General features: G+C 38.4%; 19 protein-coding genes, 1 riboswitch and 1 other annotated feature. Of the genes, 3 read left to right on the top strand and 16 right to left on the bottom strand.

What is annotated here, in order from left to right:
- Positions 1 to 26 precede the first annotated feature (26 nt).
- From bhn_RS07020 to tyrS, 4 genes are all read right to left on the bottom strand, one after another.
- The gene (locus bhn_RS07020; RefSeq protein ID WP_071176023.1) at positions 27 to 386 is read right to left on the bottom strand and encodes an ArsR/SmtB family transcription factor; all 360 of its coding nucleotides are present in this window, start codon (positions 384 to 386) and stop codon (positions 27 to 29) included.
- A gap of 164 nt (positions 387 to 550) precedes the next feature.
- Entirely contained in the window at positions 551 to 940 is a 390-nt protein-coding gene (locus bhn_RS07015) for a hypothetical protein (protein WP_071176022.1), read from the bottom strand.
- A gap of 18 nt (positions 941 to 958) precedes the next feature.
- Positions 959 to 2,692, bottom strand: coding sequence for a glycoside hydrolase family 27 protein (locus bhn_RS07010; protein ID WP_071176021.1), 1,734 nt, complete (start codon positions 2,690 to 2,692; stop codon positions 959 to 961).
- A 36-nt stretch (positions 2,693 to 2,728) separates the two neighbouring features.
- Positions 2,729 to 3,949 (bottom strand): tyrosine--tRNA ligase, encoded by a 1,221-nt coding sequence (gene tyrS, locus bhn_RS07005; RefSeq protein WP_071176020.1) that lies wholly within the window; start codon positions 3,947 to 3,949, stop codon positions 2,729 to 2,731.
- Between the two features lie 64 nt (positions 3,950 to 4,013).
- Positions 4,014 to 4,268, bottom strand: a binding site (T-box leader).
- A 148-nt stretch (positions 4,269 to 4,416) separates the two neighbouring features.
- On the opposite strand from tyrS, the gene bhn_RS07000 reads away from it, so the two are divergent.
- Both bhn_RS07000 and bhn_RS06990 read left to right on the top strand, forming a co-directional pair.
- The gene (locus tag bhn_RS07000) at positions 4,417 to 4,713 is read left to right on the top strand and encodes a hypothetical protein (protein WP_071176019.1); all 297 of its coding nucleotides are present in this window, start codon (positions 4,417 to 4,419) and stop codon (positions 4,711 to 4,713) included.
- Between the two features lie 674 nt (positions 4,714 to 5,387).
- Positions 5,388 to 5,483: riboswitch (THF riboswitch) on the top strand.
- A gap of 66 nt (positions 5,484 to 5,549) precedes the next feature.
- Entirely contained in the window at positions 5,550 to 6,182 is a 633-nt protein-coding gene (locus tag bhn_RS06990; protein WP_083385805.1) for a folate family ECF transporter S component, read from the top strand.
- A gap of 786 nt (positions 6,183 to 6,968) precedes the next feature.
- On the opposite strand, the gene bhn_RS06985 is transcribed toward bhn_RS06990, so the two are convergent.
- The 4 genes from bhn_RS06985 to bhn_RS06970 are packed head-to-tail and all read right to left on the bottom strand — an operon-like array spanning position 6,969 to position 11,407.
- Entirely contained in the window at positions 6,969 to 7,991 is a 1,023-nt protein-coding gene (locus tag bhn_RS06985) for an NAD(P)H-dependent glycerol-3-phosphate dehydrogenase (protein ID WP_071176017.1), read from the bottom strand.
- Between the two features lie 13 nt (positions 7,992 to 8,004).
- A complete protein-coding gene (gene plsY, locus bhn_RS06980; protein ID WP_071176016.1) occupies positions 8,005 to 8,706 on the bottom strand; it encodes a glycerol-3-phosphate 1-O-acyltransferase PlsY in 702 nt (233 codons plus the stop codon).
- 4 nt (positions 8,707 to 8,710) lie between these two features.
- The gene (gene der, locus bhn_RS06975) at positions 8,711 to 10,039 is read right to left on the bottom strand and encodes a ribosome biogenesis GTPase Der (protein ID WP_071176015.1); all 1,329 of its coding nucleotides are present in this window, start codon (positions 10,037 to 10,039) and stop codon (positions 8,711 to 8,713) included.
- A gap of 3 nt (positions 10,040 to 10,042) precedes the next feature.
- Entirely contained in the window at positions 10,043 to 11,407 is a 1,365-nt protein-coding gene (locus tag bhn_RS06970; protein WP_083385804.1) for a DUF512 domain-containing protein, read from the bottom strand.
- Positions 11,408 to 11,542: 135 nt separating this feature from the next.
- Between bhn_RS06970 and bhn_RS06965 the strand changes: the two genes are divergently transcribed.
- Positions 11,543 to 12,742 (top strand): ribose-phosphate pyrophosphokinase, encoded by a 1,200-nt coding sequence (locus bhn_RS06965; protein ID WP_071176014.1) that lies wholly within the window; start codon positions 11,543 to 11,545, stop codon positions 12,740 to 12,742.
- A 66-nt stretch (positions 12,743 to 12,808) separates the two neighbouring features.
- Here bhn_RS06965 and bhn_RS06960 read toward each other — a convergent pair whose 3' ends face one another.
- From bhn_RS06960 to lepB, 8 genes are all read right to left on the bottom strand, one after another.
- The gene (locus bhn_RS06960) at positions 12,809 to 15,271 is read right to left on the bottom strand and encodes a HAMP domain-containing sensor histidine kinase (protein ID WP_071176013.1); all 2,463 of its coding nucleotides are present in this window, start codon (positions 15,269 to 15,271) and stop codon (positions 12,809 to 12,811) included.
- A complete protein-coding gene (locus tag bhn_RS06955; RefSeq protein ID WP_071176012.1) occupies positions 15,268 to 15,963 on the bottom strand; it encodes a response regulator transcription factor in 696 nt (231 codons plus the stop codon). Before bhn_RS06955 ends, bhn_RS06960 begins: the two co-directional genes overlap by 4 nt.
- 90 nt (positions 15,964 to 16,053) lie before the next feature.
- A complete protein-coding gene (pgeF, locus tag bhn_RS06950; protein ID WP_071177459.1) occupies positions 16,054 to 16,920 on the bottom strand; it encodes a peptidoglycan editing factor PgeF in 867 nt (288 codons plus the stop codon).
- Between the two features lie 54 nt (positions 16,921 to 16,974).
- Complete coding sequence (locus tag bhn_RS06945) at positions 16,975 to 17,337, bottom strand: YraN family protein (protein ID WP_071176011.1); 363 nt, start codon at positions 17,335 to 17,337, stop codon at positions 16,975 to 16,977.
- Positions 17,334 to 17,618, bottom strand: coding sequence for an EscU/YscU/HrcU family type III secretion system export apparatus switch protein (locus bhn_RS06940; RefSeq protein WP_071176010.1), 285 nt, complete (start codon positions 17,616 to 17,618; stop codon positions 17,334 to 17,336). Before bhn_RS06940 ends, bhn_RS06945 begins: the two co-directional genes overlap by 4 nt.
- A 14-nt stretch (positions 17,619 to 17,632) precedes the next feature.
- Positions 17,633 to 19,297 carry a flagellar hook-length control protein FliK gene (gene fliK, locus bhn_RS06935; RefSeq protein WP_071176009.1) on the bottom strand — a complete coding sequence of 555 codons (1,665 nt, stop codon included), beginning with the start codon at positions 19,295 to 19,297 and terminating at the stop codon, positions 17,633 to 17,635.
- Positions 19,294 to 20,055 (bottom strand): ribonuclease HII, encoded by a 762-nt coding sequence (locus tag bhn_RS06930; RefSeq protein ID WP_071176008.1) that lies wholly within the window; start codon positions 20,053 to 20,055, stop codon positions 19,294 to 19,296. The genes fliK and bhn_RS06930 overlap by 4 nt, the downstream gene beginning before the upstream one ends.
- Positions 20,055 to 20,588, bottom strand: coding sequence for a signal peptidase I (gene lepB / locus bhn_RS06925; protein WP_071176007.1), 534 nt, complete (start codon positions 20,586 to 20,588; stop codon positions 20,055 to 20,057). The genes bhn_RS06930 and lepB overlap by 1 nt, the downstream gene beginning before the upstream one ends.
- Positions 20,589 to 20,616: the final 28 nt, after the last annotated feature.

The following is a 20,616-nucleotide window of genomic DNA, read 5'->3' as shown; positions in this document are numbered from 1 at the left end:
TTTCCGCCGTGATCGGCTTTAAAAATTTACTCTTCAATATGATTAAGTCCCTGATCGATAATAGTTCTGACATGATCATCTGCAAGGAAATAAACTACCTGTTTACCTTCTCGTCTGTTACCTACGAGCTTGCTCTGTTTTAAGATCTTGAGCTGATGCGATATTGCTGATTGCGTCATTTCCAATGATTCAGCTATATCACAAACGCACATTTCTGACTCAAATAAAGCAAACAATATCTTGATCCTGGTGGAATCACCAAATACTTTAAACAGCTCTGCAAGATCATATAATTCATCTTCACTTGGAAGTTTTCTATGAACCTTCAGCACAATATTGCTGTGGCAATGGTGCACGTCGCAGTGTTCAACATCATTAAGTGCCATATCTCTTACCTCCTAAGTAAATGCATATTCCAAATACGAGTTTCATTTTTTGATTTGAACATATGAATGACTGTTCATATGTTCAATATAAAACTACTCCAATTATTTGTCAACACTTTGTTTTAAAAATAATTGGAGCACTTATATTTCTTGATATAAAACAGCTACACTAGAGCCATTATTTTATTAACTATCATTTTTGCTTCATCGGTTCCAATGATATCATCACATCCAAATAAGTCTTCTCTAAGAGGCAATATGATTCCTCTTACGTAACACTGTGCAATAGGATTAGCACAGACCTTACAGGAATAGATGTCTTTAAGCTTTCCAGCATCCTTCCAGTCTTCATCCTTTAGTTTAAGAGCATTTTTCATAAATTCATAGCATATTCTGGCTGCCTGTCTTTTAGTTAGCTGCAATTCAAAAAGGGCATTCCCCTTTTCATCAATGATCTCAGTCAGATAGAAACCTATATCATCGGTTGAAAGGGTTTGCCCTGTTAACTTTTCATATTTACTTATAAGCTCATAAGTAAAATCTTTAGAATTCATACTTTTGCTCAAAAGCCATTAATCTACTGGAGTTAAGATAAATGTCCTGTTGTCGCAGGCTTTGAGACCTTTGACCATTAAAACATCCTTATCATTTAAGACTTCTTCCTTGGTATATACATCTTTTACCATGTACTTCTGAAATCCCTTAGGATTAAAATCATGCAATGTAACTGCATATTCCTCATTATTGTCCTTAAGACTAAGGTTAATGAAGCTTATGGCAAGTCTGCCGTCAGATAAGTTCTTTTTAAGGATATCGACTCTGTCAATGTCTCTGATGTATTCCCTTGATGGATCATCCTTAGCAAGGCTTGAATATACACGTTTAGCCTGAACTCCAAGTTTGTCCTGATTTATTGCTATAAGGTCTTCATTGGCAATTATATTATAGATCTCATCGCCTTTACTTACTCTTCTAAGGTCAACTCCCAGCATAAGTGGTGAATTCATCATACACCACATAGCCATGTGAGTCTTATTCTGAGTTTCAGTAAGACCATCCATGCCGATCATCAGCATATCAGGGTCATTCCAGCCTTTATCAAGGCCTGAAAACTCATCCATGATAACCGCCTTATTGTACTGAGTTGTAACACTTGTAGTATAGTCCTCTATCCATGCGCCATGACCAGGATCTCCGTCGCTTCCAACTCTAAAGGTAATATCATTAAGGATTCTCCAGGAGTCACAAACTTTATAGCCCCAGTTATGTGGCTGAGTCTTGCCCCATTCACAGGCCGAGTAATAAATATCCTTGTCAGGATCAAGTTTTTTAAGTTCTTTTAAAAGTCTGGCATAGGAATTAAGAGTATTTTCCTGTCTTCTGTGGTTCATAAGCCTTAGCTTATTATTACCTCTGGATAAAGAGATCTTAATTTCCTGGCTCCACTCATAGCTTCCTTCTGTCTCAGTTTCTTTTAACAGGTCATCGTAAAAAAAGCTGTCCTCAACGGCAACCTGAAGCCATTGGCCAATGCCTTCTTTCTTGCCCGTAGCATATAAAACATTTAAGCTGACAATCTTTTCTGAATCTGAAAAGATATCAAATATAAGCTCGCTACTTCTTGGACCAACAGGACTGGCATCAGGGCCAGTACCATCATAGGTTCCAAGAAATGTAACATGGTCATCCTCTAATCTTGCAAGATCACCAGTGATCTTACCATCAGAAGTTACCTTATACTCAAAGCCATCAACCTTAATTGCCTTGATATTAGGTGCAAATGTAAATCTGGCATTTTCAGCATTAGAAAAAGTGGCATTATCAAAAGGATAATAGCAATTATCAACCTTTAAAAAATCAACGCCCCACTCGAGATAACTCTTTGCATCTACATCTTCGTAGCCGCAGTTTCCAACCTGTGCTCCGGCGCAAAGATTTGTACCAATGTCATTGTACATGCCAAATTTAAGGCCTTTATCATGAACATAGTCAGATAAAGCCTTAAAGCCTGATGGAAACTTAACTTCCTCGTTAGAAAGCCTGCCGTCTACTCTTTCTGGCTTATAGCAGCCATCATCCAGAATGACATATTCATAACCAAGCTTATCAAGGCCAAGTTCTACGATCTTGTCAGCCATAACCTTTGTAAGTGCCTCTGTGTTGCCACTTCCAAAAGCATTCCAGCTATTCCAGCCCATGGCAGGAAGCTTATTTTTTTGCTTGCCTGCCAGGACCTTCCCATTATCAAATTGATCAAACCTACCCTCTTCCCCGATATGATCAGGAAATAAGTTGTCGTAACCCATGCAGTAAATACCCCTTAAGTAATAATATTCAGTCTATTAGCATGTAACCTTCTTGAAGGATTTTTTACCCTTCTTAACCATGATTCCATCTGCAAAGAAGTCCTTAGCATATGTTGTCTTTACATCTGTAACCTTTTCATCATTTACAAGAACACCGCCCTGCTCTACAGCACGTCTGGCTTCGCTTCTTGTTGCGCAAAGACCTGCAGAAACGAGAACCTGCATGATATCAACTACGCCATCTCTGAAGTCCTCTTCCTTAAGAGCAACAGATGGAACGTTTGCCATATCTCCACCGCCAGCAAAAAGAGCTCTAGCAGCATCCTGAGCCTTCTGAGCCTCTTCCTTGCCATGTACAAGTGAAGTAAGTTCAAATGCAAGGATCTCCTTCTTTTCATTAATTCTTGAAGGATCCCACTTCTCCATCTCAAGGATCTCTTCGATAGGAATGAATGTAAGCATCTTGATGCACTTATCAACATCTGCATCGCCTACGTTTCTCCAGTACTGGTAGAAGTCAAATGGTGAAGTCTTGTTAGGATCAAGCCATACAGCATTACCAGCTGTCTTGCCCATCTTCTTTCCCTGAGAATCTGTTAAAAGAGTAATTGTCATAGCGTGAGCATCCTTACCAAGCTTTCTTCGGATAAGCTCTGTACCGCCAAGCATGTTGCTCCACTGATCATCTCCACCGAACTCAAGGTTGCAATTGTACTTCTGGAACATGTAATAGAAGTCGTATGACTGCATGATCATGTAGTTAAACTCAAGGAAGCTAAGTCCTTTTTCCATACGCTGCTTGTAGCACTCTGCTCTAAGCATGTTATTTACTGAGAAGCATGCACCAACCTCTCTTAAAAGCTCAATGTAGTTAAGGTTAAGAAGCCAGTCAGCGTTGTTGACCATCATAGCCTTGTCTTCGCCAAAATCAATGAATTTCTCCATCTGCTTCTTGAAGCACTCTGCGTTGTGATCAATATCTTCTCTAGTAAGCATCTTTCTCATATCAGTTCTGCCTGAAGGATCACCGATCATAGTTGTACCGCCGCCAATAAGTGCGATTGGCTTGTTACCAGCTTCCTGAAGTCTCTTCATAAGTGTAAGTGCCATGAAGTGACCAGCTGTAAGTGAATCAGCTGTACAGTCAAATCCAATGTAGAATGTAGCCTTTCCCTCGTTTACAAGGTCTCTTATCTGTTCTTCATCAGTTACCTGTGCGATAAGTCCTCTTGCCTTAAGTTCCTCGAAAATCTTCATATCTGTCTCCTTTTTCTATTCACGGTGCGAAGGCATAAAAAAATCCTCCGCAACCAATCTGATTGCGAAGGACGAAAAAATCCGTGTTACCACCTTCATTCACATACAGCTCACACCATATGCCTCAATAAGTACGATCTTAAAACTAAAAAGACGATACTCTCCTGATATAACGGTCAGTCTCCGTCAGAAACTACTGCAATTTCGCCTCTGCTGCTCACGGAGGTATTCATCATCACTCTTAACTAAAGCTTCTCACCAACCAGCTATTCTCTGTTGTCAGGCTGTGACAATTACTTATTCCGATCAATGCCTTTTCTTTTATATTTATAGCCTATTCTAAGATTCTATGGAAACTATGTCAAGTTTTTGTAAACATAAATTTTGAAATTTGTTAAAACCATGTACACATTTTCGACACAATATTTTCAGAAAATAATAAAGGCAATTTTCAAGGAGGAAATAAAATGTTTACAACAAGTCTTTATACGCTACAAAAAAACAACCCAAGTACATTTGCAGTTATGATGACCAAGCGTCAACGTAGAAAGTTAAGCGAATACTTAAAGAATCTTCAAACTGACTTTGACATTGACAAAAGTAACAATCAGTATAGTACTCTTACAAACAAATTAGAAAATGGCTACATGTCATACAATGACAACGAATTAAAACTCATGAGAGCTGCTATTACTTGGAACAGGTTCTACGCACCACTTTCATTTTTACTTCAAAAGTACATGTTACGTACCGTAAATAGATAAAACTTCCCTCTTTTGGGAAGTTTTTTCTTTTGTCCAAAATCACCATTCACATTTTTGGGGATAGCCGCTGGCTGGTTCACTGGGGCCGCGCCCTGCCTCTGCCTAGTCTAGCTAAGTGGGGCCGCCAGCCTAAAGTTTATTTTTGTTCATCCTTTGGATTTTTATGTTCATGGCATTATATTTCTTACTTTAAATTCTTTGAAACAAACTCGTCTTTTAGGCACATTTTTAGCTGTAAAGTTTTGGGTTTGAACGATTGTCAAAAAAACGCCATTTTCTTATGCTCATAAGCAGCTTTTGAAACGCATGCGGTTTGCGCTCAGCAAGAGCATGCGTATTAAAACAAAAGCTGCATGAGCATATAGAAAAGTATCGTTTTTATGATGAGGACAAAACAAAACTTTACAGCAAAAATGGCATCAAAGACTCAGACAGTGTTTCAAAAACAGAATTTAAAGTAAGAAATATAACGCTCATGAACATAGAAAAATCCTCAGAGATTCTCAAAAACAAACTTTAGGCTGATGGCCCCACTTAGCTAGACTAGGCAGAAGCAGGGCGCGGCCCCAGTGAACCAGCCAGCGGCTACCCAAAACTGTGAATGATAACTACAAAAAAGTTGTTGAAAAAAAAACTACACTAAAGTATTATGATGCTAGAAAATAAAAAACAAACGCAGAGTAGAGACATAAGCGTTAAGTGCCTTTTGAACAGGGAGTTGTCATTAGGACGAAGGTTTATCCGCGGTTTACGTCTCGCATCCCGCTGCTACATCGTTTGAATATCTTTTTTATCCTCCGATGTGGTAAAGGAAAAACTGCAAAGGAGGTATTATTATGAATGAATTTCTTGATTCTAGCACCAACTCCAATTTTTTTAACAAAGAAAGATTAAGTCCAAAAACCATGAATCAGCTTACCGATACCAGAGTTATGGTATTTTGCGGAGTCATGGGAGCAATTGCTGTTGTCCTAAGTTCAGTTGCAACCATTAAGATTGGTGACTTCTTAAGGATTGGTTTTTCAAGTATTCCAAACCAAATTGTTGCTTTTCTGTTTGGACCCTGGATTGGAATGATCTTTGGCGGAGCCATGGATATAGTAAAGTTCATGGTTCACCCTGACGGACAGTTTAACTTTTTGTTCACTTTAGTTCCAATGGTAAGTGGTCTTATATACGGATTCTTCCTCTACAAGAGACCGATCAATATCTGGAATATCTTTTTTGCTGAGCTACTCGTTAAGATCATCTGCAACCTTGGAATGAACACTTACTTTATCATGCTCACAACAGGAAATGCCTTTAAAGCTATCATGCTTCCAAGAATAATCACCAATGCAGGTAAGCTTCCATGCGACGTTGCTATAATGCTGATCCTCTTACCTATCGTCAACAAGATCCTAAGACCTGAGTTTGAATCCGGTAGAAAACCACATGGGAACGTAGTCTGCAAGCCGAAGAAAAACTAATGATCTTCAAAATATAGTAAAGAAAAAACAGCTGTTACCATTCTCAGTTTTTTGAGAAAACGCAAACTAGTTCCCTGGGGCCGTGCCCTGCCTCTGACCAGCAAACTGTGGTGGGGCCGCCAGCCTGAAGTTTGTTTTTGTAAATCTCTAAGGATTTTTCTATGTTCATGAGCGTTATATTTCTTACTTTAAATTCTGTTTTGAAACACTGTCTGAGTCTTTGATGCCATTTTTACTGTAAAGTTTTGTTTTGCCCTAATCAAAAAAACGATACTTTTCTATATGCTCATGCAGCTTTTGTTTTAATACGCATGCTCTTGCCATATACTTGCAGGGCGGAATTTATAATAAGTGGTCATAGGAGCTACGCTCCAATAAAAGGAAAAGAGGTGATCTCGCAAGCTAGCTTGCAGAGTCACCTCTTATTCCTTTTTACAAAGCCCGCCAAAAGCGGGCGTGACCACTTATATAAATTCTTAACGCCCTGCTTCAGACAACGCAAACCGCATGCGTTTCAAAAGCTGCTTATGAGCATAAGAAAATGGCGTTTTTTTGAAATTGTTCAAACCCAAAACTTTACATGCAAAAAATGGCAATCAAAGGCGAGTTTGTTTCAAAGAATTTAAAGTAAGAAATATAATGCCATGAACATAAAAATCCGAAGGATGAACAAAAACAAACTTCAGGCTGGCGGCCCCACCGCAGTTTGCTGGTCAGAGGCAGGGCACGGCCCCAGGGAACCAGTTTGCGGCTCCCAAAAACTGTGAATGGTAACAAACAGCTTCCTCACCAATCGAGGGAGCTGTTTTCTGTTCTCTTATCTCTTTCCATCAGATTTCTTAAAGCATCTTCTGGTTTTTTTCCCTTAAAAAGTATCTCATTTACTTCAGATACTATAGGCATTTCAACTTCGTATTTTTCAGAAAGTTTAAGTGCAGCTTTAGCACTATATACGCCTTCTACAACCATCTTAACTTCATCCATGGCTTCCTGATAGGATTTGCCTTGTCCGATGAGGATTCCAGCTCTTCTATTTCTGGAATGCATAGATGCACAGGTAACTATAAGATCACCTATTCCTGAAAGTCCGCTAAAGGTCTCAAGTTTGCCGCCCATTGCCATTCCAAGTCTGGACATTTCAGCAATACCTCTTGTAATAAGAGCTGCCTTAGCGTTATCTCCACATCCAAGGCCATCAGCAATTCCTGCTGCAAGAGCAATAACATTCTTTAAAGCTGCACCAATCTCAATACCAAGCATATCAGGGCTAGTATAAACTCTAAAAACGTTATTCATAAATACGTTTTGTACGTATCTTGCAATATCTTTATCAAAGGCTCCAATAACTATAGTTGTTGGCATCTTACGACCAACCTCCTCAGCATGCGAAGGGCCTGATAATACGCAAACATTACTTCCTGGTATCTCATCAAGAATGACATCAGACATAAGCATCATAGTATCTTCTTCGATACCCTTTGAGCAGTTGACAATGATCTGCTGACATTCCTCAGTAGGATTGATATATGGAGCAATAAGCCTTGCTGTCTCTCTCATATGAGCAGAAGGAATAACAAGAACGATAATATTCTTGTCCTCAACTGCCTCCTGAATCTTTGAGGTATAGATCACATCATCTGGAAGCTTAACTCCTGGAAGCTTATCTTCATTTCCATGATAACTCTTTAGTTTTTCAACAGATGAATCGCTTCTGGACCAGATTGTAACCTTATGTCCATTATTGGTAAGAAGGTAAGCAAGAGCAATTCCCCAGCTTCCTGCACCAATTATACCGATGTTTTTACTCACAATTTTCCCTCATTTAGTCAATCTTGTTCTTTTTGAACAAATATGTTTTTCTTTCATTTCCAGATAAAAGCTTCTGGATATTGGTTCTATGCTGATAAAAAGCAAGAACTGTCATAAGGAATGCAACAACATACATCTCAATCCTAACGCCCTGAGGCATTACATTGATAGCCATATTGCAGATTCCTGTCTGGCCTTCAACAATAAGCTGGATAAAAAAGCATGTATAAAGGCAAAGACTTCCAAGTGATACGTAATGTGTAATATTAAATGGAACAAGGAAAGCAAGAAGACCTACTAAAACAAAAGGAGTTCCTGTTGCAATAATATAGCCTGAAGTAACTGCTATTCCTTTACCACCCTTAAACTTAAGGAAAAATGGGAAATCATGTCCAAGTACGCATCCAGCTGCTGTATAGATCTTAAGGAAGTAATTGTAACTTGCATATACTTCACTTCCAAAAATCTGCTTAAATACAAATCCTGTAAGGAATATAGCGAGAATGCACTTGATCATATCTCCAAAAAGGACTATAAAACCAGCCTTAGTTCCAAGTACTCTCAAAGTATTGGTTGTACCTGCATTACCACTTCCAACCTTGCGGATATCTACTCCTTTAAGTCTTCCATACAAAACTGCAGTCTGGAACATACCAAATGCGTATCCAACAACAAGGCAAAATACTCTAACCCCAAACAAACTCAAGCTGTTCATTTCTTTATTTTTCCTCTTTTCTCTCTCTGATAATGAATCTTAGAGGAGTTCCCTTGAAACCAAAGGCTTCTCTTATCTGATTTTCGATATATCTGGTGTAGCTAAAATGCATAAGCTTCTTGTCATTGACAAATATTACAAATGTAGGAGGCTTAACAGATGCCTGAGTAATGTAATACAGCTTAAGTATCTTACCCTTGTCACTAGGTGGCTGTTGCATTACAACCGCCTGTGTCATGATTTCATTAAGTACACCTGTAGAAACTCTAAGGGCATGATTCTCGCTTACCATATCGATCATATCATAGAGCTTAACAAGTCTCTGACCTGTTTCAGCTGAAATAAAGATGATCTCGGCATAATTCATAAATGCAAGAGTATTTCTAATATCCTTTGTAAATTCTTTTACAGAATGATTATCCTTCTCAATAAGATCCCACTTATTAACAGCGATGATAACAGCTTTACCGCTTTCATGAGCAATACCAGCGATCTTTGCATCCTGTTCTGTAACGCCCTCTTCAGCGTTGATAACAAGAATTGCTATATCAGCCCTTTCTACAGCACCTACAGTTCTAACGATCATGTAATGCTCAAGCTCATCTTTGATCTTGTTCTTTCTGCGAAGACCAGCTGTATCAATAAATGTATACTTTTTGCCATTGTACTTAACTTCTGTATCAATGGCATCACGTGTGGTTCCTGCAATATCTGATACAATAAGTCTGTTCTCACCAATAAGCTTATTGATAATAGATGATTTTCCTACGTTTGGCTTACCGATGATAGCTATCTTAGTAGTGTCATCCTCCGTATCATTCACAGAATCTTTTACAAAATGGCTTACAACCTCTTCTAAAAGATCACCGATACCCTGCTTGTTGATAGCAGATATCGGGAATGGCTCACCGATACCGAGATTATAGAACTCGTAAACATCAAGGCTGTCTCTATTAAAATTATCGACCTTGTTGACGCAAAGAACTATTGGCTTACCTGACTTACGGAGCATATCTGCAACCTTTGAGTCAGAGTCAGTAAGTCCCTGTTTGACATCCACCATAAAGATAATGACATCAGCTGTATCAATAGCGATCTGTGCCTGCTCTCTCATCTGAGACAGAATGACATCCTTTGAATCAGGCTCGATACCGCCTGTGTCAATAAGTGTAAAGTTATGATTAAGCCATTCTACATCCTGATAGATCCTGTCTCTTGTTACGCCAGGAGTATCCTGAACAATAGCAATCCTGCTACCAGCAAGAGCGTTAAATAAAGTAGATTTACCAACGTTTGGCCTTCCTACTACTGCAACAATATTTTTTCTACTCATTTCTTATCCTTTATATAATTCATCTTCAGGAATATCCAAAAGAAGTGATACAAGATTGTGTCCATCACACTTTGATATTCCTACATTAGTATCAAGAGCCTTTTCTATGTCTCCGATCCTCACATCATCTAATAGATAGTCTTCACCACTTCTAAGAAGATTCTCAGGGAGATATAGTGTGCTACCAAGTTCCCTGCCTTTAAGCTGTTTGATGATATCCTGTCCAGTTAAAAGTCCGGAAACTGTGATTCTCTCGCCAAAAAACTCATTTATTATCTCATAAACATGTACCTTAAGTCCAGTTGAAACTTTCATAGCCTTTTCAACCAGCTCTTTTATACAAGGATAAACAAGTCTTCCTGTAGCAAGCGAAATCTCTCTTTCAAGTCCAGCAATGTGATCTCCATGCTCAGAAACAGCAACCTCAAGGGCTTCATCAAACTCATCAATTAAAAGTCTCACCATTCCAACGCCGTTTTCAAGCTGAATGTAACCGTCGTACCTATCAGCCTCAGGGAAAGGCCTGCCAGCAAGGAAATACCATTCATCACTGGCATGAATAAAGTGGATACCATGTTCATCATAGATCTTGCGTTGCCAGCTCTCTATCAGATCAATAACTTCTGCTGCATCCTTGGAATCAAATGGTTCAAGAGGATACAGTCCGTCTCTATACTTGGAAAGACCTACTGGTACAACAGACACACTCTGAAGATTAGGAATATACTTGGACATATCCCTTATTGATCTCTCAAGCTCCGCACCATCATTGACTCCCTTACATAAAACAATCTGTCCATTAAGCTCAATACCAGACCCGGGTGCACAAAGTCTGTCTACTTTCTTGAGAGCTTCACCTGCAAATCTGTTCCCCAGCATCTTGCATCGAAGTTCCGGATTAGTCGTTTGAAAAGACACATTGATAGGGGATAAATGATATTTAAGTATCCTGTCTATATCTGCGTCAGACATATTCGTAAGTGTTACATAATTCCCCTGCAAAAAAGAAAGTCTTGAATCATCATCTTTAAAATATAATGTATCTCGCATACCTTTTGGCATTTGATCTATGAAGCAAAAGATACAATTATTGGAGCAACGTCTGTAGTTGTCCATAAGACCATTTTCAAATTCAATACCAAGGTCTTCGTAATAATCCTTGTCTATATCAAGAAGCCACTCTTCACCATTTTGTTTGAGAATCAAAACATCAAGATGTTCGTCCTGAACAAGATACTGATAATCAAAAATATCTGTGATCTCCTGATCATTTATCTTAAGGAGTTTGTCTCCCGGTTCTATATTTAATTCTTCTGCAATACTGTTCTCATCTATTCTACCTATAAGATGACCTTTTTCTTTTGGCATAAAAATTTCCTTTATCTTTAAATACTTCGTCACAATATTATACATTTTTTTTATTGACGTGTCAGCATTCATGATGGTAAAACAATAAATGTAGAATTATGTTCTTTTATAAATGCAAAAAAGGAAGGGATTATTATGCCAGATTTTCACAAGCTGGAAGGTACTATTCCAGTTGCCCCACTTAGTCTTATTGTTATGGAGTCTGCCAAGGAACTTGGAGACAGTGTAGACCGCTATATTTCAGAGTTCAGACACGACTTGTATAAAATGCCGGAAAATGATCCCGCTTTTCACGGATATGTAAAAAGCACTTATCAGACAGCTTACAGCCTGGACAGATTTGGAAGTGGCGAAGCTAAATGTACAATCAATGAAAGTGTTCGCGGAAGTGACGTCTATATTCTCACAGATGTATGTAACTATAGCATTACATACAAAATGTACAACTATATCAATCACAAGTCTCCTGACGATCATTACCAGGATCTTAAGAGAGTCATTGGTGCAATCACAGGTAAAGCAAAAAGAATAAATGTTATCATGCCTTTCCTTTATGAAGGCCGTCAGCACAAGAGAAACGGAATGGAGTCTCTTGATGCAGCTCAGATGTTTAAAGAGCTTCATGACATGGGTATTTCAAACTTCATTACATTTGATGCTCATGATCCTAGAATCTCAAACGCTAAGCCACTTGGTGGATTTGATAACTTCCTTGCTTCATATCAGTTTATGAAGGCTCTTTTATCTCATATTGATGACCTTGTTGTAGACAAGGACCATCTTACTGTTATCAGCCCTGATGAAGGCGCTCTGGATAGAGCCGTTTACTTTGCAAACGTAATCGGTGCTGACACAGGTATGTTCTACAAAAGACGTGACTATGCTCACGTAGTTAACGGAACAAACCCTATTGTTGCTCACGAATTCCTTGGTTCTGATATTTCAGGTCGTGACGTTATCGTAATCGATGACATGATCTCATCAGGATCAAGTATGATAGATACAGCCAAGCAGCTCAAGAACATGGGTGCTAAGCGAGTATTTATCTGCACAACCTTTGGTCTTTTCACAGATGGTATGCATAAATTTGATGAAGGTTACAAGAATGGCTACTTCGACGCAGTCATCACTACTAACCTTACATACATGAATGAAGAGATCACTTCAAGAGAATATGTATTCATCGCTGATATGGGTAAATTTCTTGCAACTATCATTGATTTCCTTAATCACGATGCTTCAATGTCAACAGTTAACATGCCAACAGACAAGATTCACGAGATCGTTGGTAAGTACAACTCAGGATGCAAGACTCCTGAAGAGTTATTTGAATAATCTTTTACAAAATAAAACGAGGCTTTTATAGCCTCGTTTTTTGATATTGTATTATGCAATAAAGCTTTATTCGATCACTTCAAAAGTAAGCATTGCCTTGAAAAGATCTCCATCAAGCTTGATATCAAACTTACCGCCCTGAGATATTGTAAGATTCTTGGCAATAGAAAGACCAAGTCCGCTTCCTTCTGTAGTTCTGGACTCATCTCCTCTAATAAATCTCTCTGTAAGCTCTCCTTCATCTACATTGAGCTCATTAGCTGAAATATTCTTGATTGTAAATACCACGTATTTCTTGTTATTTTCTTCTTTGATACGCATATCCATGTAGACTCTTGTGCCAGGAAGTGCATATTTGCATACATTATTGATGAGGTTCTCAACAACTCTCCAGAGATGTCTTGCATCTGCCATGATAATAATTGATGGCTTTTCTGCTTTAAATACAGGAGTAAGTTTGCTGGCTTCAAGTTTTTCAAAGAATTCACCAATAGTCTGATTAACAAGCTCTACAAAATCGATTTTATCAAGCTGAATACTGATATTACCTGAGCTTATCTTTGAAGCTTCAACAAGGTCTTCTGTTAACTGCTTGAGTTTTTGAGATTTAGCCTCAAGCACTGCCACATACTCTTTTACTCTTGCATTATCGATATCTTCTCTCTTAATAAGATCAACATAGTTGATGATAGATGTAAGAGGAGTCTTAATATCGTGGGATACATTAGTAATAAGGTCAGCCTTTAGCTTTTCATCCTTCATACTGGTATCTACAGCTCTGTCTATGCCTTCACCAATTGTATTAACAGCTTCAGCAAGACTTATATTATCTGCGTGGAGATTATCAATCTTAACCTTTGCTTTAACGTCGCCATTTTGAATATTCTCTATTACATGTATGATCTTGTCTCTATCAAGGTTTTGCCTGTAAAGATACACTCCAACCAATACATCAAAAATAACTGCCAGCACAATTCCGGCGAGTCCAATATTAAAAAGAAGTGTGTTAAGAACCACAAAGCCAACATAAGGGATCCAGGTTCTGATGATAACGTTAGCATTATCAGTTGTTGAAAGGATAAGCTTTTTGGCCTTTATGATCACCTGTCTCGTAAAAGAATCCTTCCACAGGGTCTTTTCCTTGTACTTCTTAAAAAGTCCATAAACAAGGTACAACAGACCGATATCAAAGACAAATGCTCCCATGGCAGCATAAACCGGAAAATGTGCTATCTGAAGAAGCTTACCATAGCTGATATCCATAATAAGGCTCGTAATAACAAACGCCGCAAAAGGAATCAGAATTATGCCTAAACCAATCCCAATGATCGCACCTGTGTATATAGTTTTTTTGCGCTCTTCATCAGCACCATTATTACTAGCTTTTAGTCTGATCACCAGAATAAAGAGATATACTACTGCAGCAACAAAGCTAAGGATATAAAGCTGCGTTCTGTAAGGCATATATTTTGAAAAGCTTATCTTTCCTTGAGTAAAGCCATCAATGCATGGATAATCATTGGTATCAACAGCAATATACACCTTGATCTGATCAGGGAAAGCAAATTTGTAACTCTTTACAAGAGAACGAACTACACTCTCTTTTATAAGAGTATTGGTCTCATACTGAAGTTCATAAGGGCAATAATAAATGTATTTGCCATAGCCTTCGAACATACTCTTGATGTCGATTCCAGTAGTCTCTTTAGAGAGCTCTTCAACATTGGTATAGGTCTCAGTCTTACCGTTTATGGTTCTTGATATAAAATATCTAACATTACTGTTCTGATAGCTATAATAAGAAATCAGCTTGCCGTAATCCTCGAAATTATTAGTAAGTGTAAGAGCCGCCTCTTCTACATAAGAACAAAGGAGATTGTACTCCTCCCAGTTAGATACAAGGTCCTCAACATTCTTGCCATCAACTGTCTCGTATCTTGATACAAGGATGTTGTGTTTGCCTCCTTCAGGCTGTGTACTGCTTGTAATAGTAAAGGTCATGCTATTATCTTCAAGCTGGGAACTAAGATAAGAATTCATGCCACCAGATACAATATTGTTCTTTAGATGTGTATAAGTAGTTGACTTACTAAGGAATTTAGCACTTTCTTCACCAGTAAAATCACGTGTCTCATACTCAAAACCGCTCTGTCCCCATTTAAGAAGATCAGAAAGATAATAGGTAGCTGTAATATAATCTCCAGGAAGCGTCGTTCCTCTATTTACGTAGGCAGTAACATCAATCTTCTTTTTGCCATCATATTCTCCTGATGTTTCAAGCTGGCTTCGCTCTGCCACAAGCTTTAATACATCTGAGATATTGTTTCCAAGAATATTGTTAAAAAGATATGATTCTTCATAGCCCTTAGTTCTGTCCGACTCATAAAGATTATAAGAATAATCTCCTCTAACACCTGAAATAATAATGCTTGATCCAGCAAATACATAAAAATAAGTAAATGCAATAAAAGCAGCCATGAGATGCTGTAAAAAGCTTAATAATTTAGGGTGTTTTAAATACTTCGTCATATAACTTCGTCCTCAATCTTGTACCCAACTCCCCAAACCACCTTAAGGTACTTTGGATCTTTAGGATTTATTTCTATTTTTTCTCTGATATGTCTTATATGGACTGCAATAGTATTGTCAGCACAAACTGCAGAATCTCTCCAGATTTGCTCATAAATCTGGTTGATGGAGAATACCTTTCCCTTATTTTTCACAAGGAAAGCTAAAATACTGTACTCTATAGGAGTAAGTCTGATACTCTCGCCATAAACTGTAACCTCTTTTGAGTTCTCATCAACAACAAGTCCGCCAGTAGAATAAACATTTTCCTGACTCTCTCTGCTTCCAAGCTTCATGTACCTGCGCAGATTAGACTTAACCCTTGCAACAAGCTCCAGTGGGTTAAAAGGCTTTGTTATGTAGTCATCAGCGCCAATATTAAGGCCAAGAATCTTGTCAGAGTCTTCTGACTTTGCAGATAAAAAGATAACTGGAACTGTGCTGAATTTTCTAAGCTCCATCACAAGATGGATACCATCAAGCACAGGCATCATCACGTCTACGATAGCAAGCTGAATACTGGCGTTTTTCAAGATCTCAAGTCCCTGTTCCCCATCATAAGCCTTATAGACTCTGTAGCCTTCCTGCTGAAGATAGATTTCAATAGCATCAACTATTTCTTTATCATCATCGCATACTAAAATATTTTCCATATAAACCTCACATATTCCTATAATCAATTAAACCATCAAAATCTTAAGATTTACCTACGAAATTTCTTAAGATTTCTTAAGAATTACAATTTATTTTTTCAGTGACAAAAATGCGCAGAGATTACCGCGCTCTTCATGATGAACCCTGTGTGAAAATAATAGGTCAGGATTGCACTTTGTGCAGATATCCGTAACCAATATATTTTCCTCTTTAACACCAGTCTGTCTTAATGTCAGCTTTATTGCATTCCATAAAAAGAGTCTGTATTTTCCATTAGGATAAGGAACCAAAATACGTTCATCTGAAAGTTCAGCATCTGTAAAGCTTTCAGAAAACTCTTTTGCTACGTCATCGCCAATCTCATAACAGTCACCACAGATTGAAGGACCGATGGCACAGATACAGTCTTTTGCATCTGTTCCATACTCTTTGTGCATCTTTTTAATAGCAATGGCTCCAATCTTACCTTTGGTGCCCTTCCAGCCAGAATGTACCATTCCGATGGCCTTATGAACAGGATCAACAATATATATAGGTGGACAGTCTGCATGGAAGGTTCCAAGAATGATGCCTGGGACGTTTGTAATAAGCCCATCAATATCAGTATAATCACGAGCTTTGGCAGGCCCTTTTCCTCTGTCTTCTTCCGTTACAACCTTGATATTTGTAGTATGGGTCTGAAATGTCAGAACAAAATCATCTAAAGTCCTGCCATGTCCAAGAGCATTTGCAACTCTTCTGTAGTTTTCATCTACATGGTCTTTATCATCGCCTCTTGTATAACTCAAGTTGCACTCTGAAAAATATCCTGTTGATACGCCACCAAGCCTTGTGCTAAACATATGGTCCACGATACCAAGTTCTTCAATTTTTGGAAAAACAAGATATTTAAGGCCATCGGCTTCTCTAAGCTCCATCGTCTTGTTTTCGCCAGTTCTTTTTATATGTAAATCCATGTTCATAATCTGCCTCTACAATTCATTCTTATATTTACACACTATAGCATCTGGCTATATGAAGTCAAATGAGTCTTTGTCCCAATGAATGGAAACGCTGTCCTGTTCGCCTGAAATACTTATCACATCATATCTAATGGGAATGTCTTCAGAAAGAGAATGACAAAAAAGATAAAACAAAGAAGTTTTACAGATTTTCTTTTGTTTTGACAAACTAACGGCGGCTTCCGGGCCGCCATATTTTGCATCTTTACGATACTTAACTTCTATGAAACATAGATATTCTCCATCACCAGCTATAATATCTATTTCACCACATTTTGCCCGAAAGTTTGCATCTAATATCCGTCCGCCGTTGCTTTTAATATATTCCCGGGCAACAATTTCATACCATTTTCCTATTTCTTTACTACTCACCTGGTCTTATCCTTTGCTTTGATCTTGTCCATGGCATCAACAAACACAAGGATCTCTGCAACTACTTCGTAGAGTTCAGGCGGGATCATTTCGCCAATCTCAAGTCTCGACAAAGTATCTGCCAGTTTGTCATCCTCATGGACAGGTATCTTATTTTCTTTAGCCTTTTCAATGATCTTTTCAGCAAGGGCGCCCTTACCAGAAGCTATTACCTTAGGAGCGCCATCTTCATTTGGATCATATCCAAGTGCTACCGCAGTCTTATTTTTCTTATTTTCCATTTCTAGTCCTCAAGTTATGCTCTTGCGTCAAAAGAAGCTGTTGATATGATTGGCATCTTACTTACATCCAGCATCTCATCTACTGCCATATCCTTTCCATCTTCATCAGTATGAAGCTTCATTGTGACCTGCATAGAATAGCCGCGCTTTTCGAGTCGTTCATTAAGTATATGGATGTTGTCATTTATAAGGTCAAGTACTGAGTCATCTGCTACATAAAAATGGGTAGAAACCTTCTTTTCCAGCATCTTCACATAAACATCTACAGGTCCAAGATTCTCCATATCAAGGTGAAGCATAGCACTGACGGAGCCGTCCTCACTCATACGCTTATTTTTATTTCTATATACATACAGATCTCCATGAGCATTTTGCCCTGTCATCTGAAGCGGAAGCTGAACATATTGAAACATCTGATTTAGCTGATTCATGAAATCCAGATTGTTCTGCAGGTTATTGGCAGCCTGACCAAGCTTTGATTCAGCTCCCATAGTATTATTGATGGTCTCAGTAAGATTATTTATCTGTTTACCAAGCCTTTGATAAAGGTTTTGGATATTTTCCTTGTTTTCTACTTCATCAGGTTTTAGCATCCATTGATCAGCAATATTATTCTTAAGAAGCTTATTGTATTCATTTGATGAAAAGAGCTTTTTCCAGGCAGCAGCTTCTGCATTATTGGTTAGATCTGCTTCGTTAAAAGCTTTTGCAAGCTCTCCAAGTAGCTCTTTTTCAGACAAAGAACCGCTACTTCCCTTAACATCACTTAAAAACCTGTTTATAGTCTCTTCCTTTATTCCAAGCTCTTTTAAGGTGTCAGAAAAATGAGCTGTGTTCTGGGCTTTGTTATCTGCTTTGTCCAAAACAGTTTCTTCAACAGCTTCATTTAGAAGTACTTCGGCCTTGGGAAGCTCTTTTGCTACATCAGTAACAGTCTGTTCGTTTTGAGAAATTACCGTTTCAGCATTAACAGTTCCTTCAGAAACAGCTGCCTCTTCATTTCCAAACAGCTTAAGTACCTCGCCATAAAGTTTCATAGCTGTGTCAGAATTTCCGCTATTTGTAAGAGTTTCGTAGGCATTTGGAAGCTCATCTATGATATTCTGCATCTCATTTATAACCTGATGCTCATAGTTTCTATAGCTCTCATAACCTTTTATATTGTTATCAGTTATTGGAATATTAAGGGCTTTCATCTCTACCAAAGTATCAATTGAAGTATTGGGAAAAGCTGAAAGGGCTTTACTCATATCCTGAAGTGAATTCTTATCGATTGGAAGCGAATGCTCCATCATAGTCTTCACCATCTGGACATTGTCGCGATTGACCTCGAGCCCAGCAGCATTTAAAGCTTTTTCTGTACTCTGATCAATAGATGTATTCTCATACAAAGGAGTAATAGAAACATTGTTAGATGAAAGAGATTTTACAACAAAATTAAGCATCTGGCCTTCTCTAAGCCCCATGCCCTCAGAAAGCCTTGCTGACAATACATTATCGCCAACGCTGATATTAACTATCTTCTCGCCTTCTGCATCTTCTATAGACAATACCTTCCCCTGAATGGTAGAACCATTCTTAAGCTCAAGAGGCTGCTTATCTGCTCCTACCTGATTAAGCTGACTACCATTCACAAGGATAGTATTATTTGATTGTGATACGCTCTGTATATTACTCATACAAAGTTACCTATAAATGATCTTCGATGTAGTTCACAAGGTCCGTATTTTTTTAGAGCTGCGATATGATCTGCACTGCCATATCCTTTATTTGAATCAAAACCGTATTCAGGATACTTCTTGGCATACTCCTTCATAAGTCTGTCCCTTGTAACCTTGGCAATGATACTTGCCGCAGCAATTGACATACTCTTGGCATCACCTTTTATGATAGATATCTGTTTGTAATCTTCAAGCTGAGGAATGTGAACAGCATCTATCAAAAGAGCATTAGGCTTAACCTTAAGGTTATTAACAGCCATAGTCATAGCCTCGTAGGTAGCCTGCAAAATATTGATCTCATCGATCCTCTCAGGAGAATTACAAGCAATACCTACAGCTATTGCTTCATCCATGATGATATCATAAAGCTCTTCTCTCTTTTTTTCGGATAATTTCTTGGAATCGTTAATATAAAGAATATTGGAATCGCTTGGCAAAATAACTGCCGCGGCATACACAGGACCTGCAAGAGGTCCTCTACCAACTTCATCGATACCACAAAGATAACCTAAAGAAGCATATTCCTTTTCATATTTCTTCATCTCATCGAGACGCAAAAGCTCTTTTTGGATGGCTTCTACCTTCTTGTGGGCAGTAGCCACCATCTTCTGAACTCCAGCTCTCTCGTCAGAAGAAAACTCATCAATAAACATGGAATACTCATCAATAGTCCCAAGCCCTGAAAGTAAAGACTTTATCTCAGACATAGCCTTCATCAATCAATTCCTCCCATCTTATCGAAAGGAAAGATTCTAAGAAAGGCTCGTCCCATAATATCTTTTTTCTTGATACTTCCAACAGAAATATCTCTGCTGTCCATACTGTTATTCCTGTTATCTCCAAGAACAAAGTACTCATCATCACCAAGTACAACTTCCGTCTCGGCTCTACCAGGATCTCTCATTATTTCAGCTCCATAGTTTTCTTCAAGAATCTCGCCGTTAATATAGATATTTCCAGCGTAATCGATCCTTACCGTCTCCCCGGGAAGGCCAATGACTCTTTTGATAAAGAACTGCTGATTTCCATATTTGTATGGAAATACGATTATCTCAAAACGCTTAGGTCCACTGAATCTATAGGATACCTTCTCAATCAACAATGAGTCACCATTTTGAAGAGTTGGTTCCATTGAAGTTCCACTAACCTCAGTTCTCTGCATTACAAATGTAATAAAAAGATATGTAAGGCAAAAGATAACCGCAATATACGCTACTGTACTAAGAATTTCCTTTAAGACCCTTTTCATACATTCCGCCGTTTCCGTGTCTGATACA

It is taken from the genome of Butyrivibrio hungatei (assembly GCF_001858005.1).
Taxonomy (GTDB): Bacteria; Bacillota; Clostridia; order Lachnospirales; family Lachnospiraceae; genus Butyrivibrio; species Butyrivibrio hungatei.
This window is presented reverse-complemented; position numbering and strand designations above follow the sequence as displayed.

Coding starts and splice junctions, on each gene's coding strand:
- bhn_RS07020 (WP_071176023.1), bottom strand. CDS start 386: ATGGCACTTAATGATGTTGAACACTGCGACGTGCACCATTGCCACAGC.
- bhn_RS07015 (WP_071176022.1), bottom strand. CDS start 940: ATGAATTCTAAAGATTTTACTTATGAGCTTATAAGTAAATATGAAAAG.
- bhn_RS07010 (WP_071176021.1), bottom strand. CDS start 2,692: ATGGGTTACGACAACTTATTTCCTGATCATATCGGGGAAGAGGGTAGG.
- tyrS (WP_071176020.1), bottom strand. CDS start 3,949: ATGAAGATTTTCGAGGAACTTAAGGCAAGAGGACTTATCGCACAGGTA.
- bhn_RS07000 (WP_071176019.1), top strand. CDS start 4,417: ATGTTTACAACAAGTCTTTATACGCTACAAAAAAACAACCCAAGTACA.
- bhn_RS06990 (WP_083385805.1), top strand. CDS start 5,550: ATGAATGAATTTCTTGATTCTAGCACCAACTCCAATTTTTTTAACAAA.
- plsY (WP_071176016.1), bottom strand. CDS start 8,706: ATGAACAGCTTGAGTTTGTTTGGGGTTAGAGTATTTTGCCTTGTTGTT.
- der (WP_071176015.1), bottom strand. CDS start 10,039: ATGAGTAGAAAAAATATTGTTGCAGTAGTAGGAAGGCCAAACGTTGGT.
- bhn_RS06970 (WP_083385804.1), bottom strand. CDS start 11,407: ATGCCAAAAGAAAAAGGTCATCTTATAGGTAGAATAGATGAGAACAGT.
- bhn_RS06965 (WP_071176014.1), top strand. CDS start 11,543: ATGCCAGATTTTCACAAGCTGGAAGGTACTATTCCAGTTGCCCCACTT.
- bhn_RS06960 (WP_071176013.1), bottom strand. CDS start 15,271: ATGACGAAGTATTTAAAACACCCTAAATTATTAAGCTTTTTACAGCAT.
- bhn_RS06955 (WP_071176012.1), bottom strand. CDS start 15,963: ATGGAAAATATTTTAGTATGCGATGATGATAAAGAAATAGTTGATGCT.
- pgeF (WP_071177459.1), bottom strand. CDS start 16,920: ATGGATTTACATATAAAAAGAACTGGCGAAAACAAGACGATGGAGCTT.
- bhn_RS06940 (WP_071176010.1), bottom strand. CDS start 17,618: ATGGAAAATAAGAAAAATAAGACTGCGGTAGCACTTGGATATGATCCA.
- fliK (WP_071176009.1), bottom strand. CDS start 19,297: ATGAGTAATATACAGAGCGTATCACAATCAAATAATACTATCCTTGTG.
- bhn_RS06930 (WP_071176008.1), bottom strand. CDS start 20,055: ATGAAGGCTATGTCTGAGATAAAGTCTTTACTTTCAGGGCTTGGGACT.
- lepB (WP_071176007.1), bottom strand. CDS start 20,588: ATGAAAAGGGTCTTAAAGGAAATTCTTAGTACAGTAGCGTATATTGCG.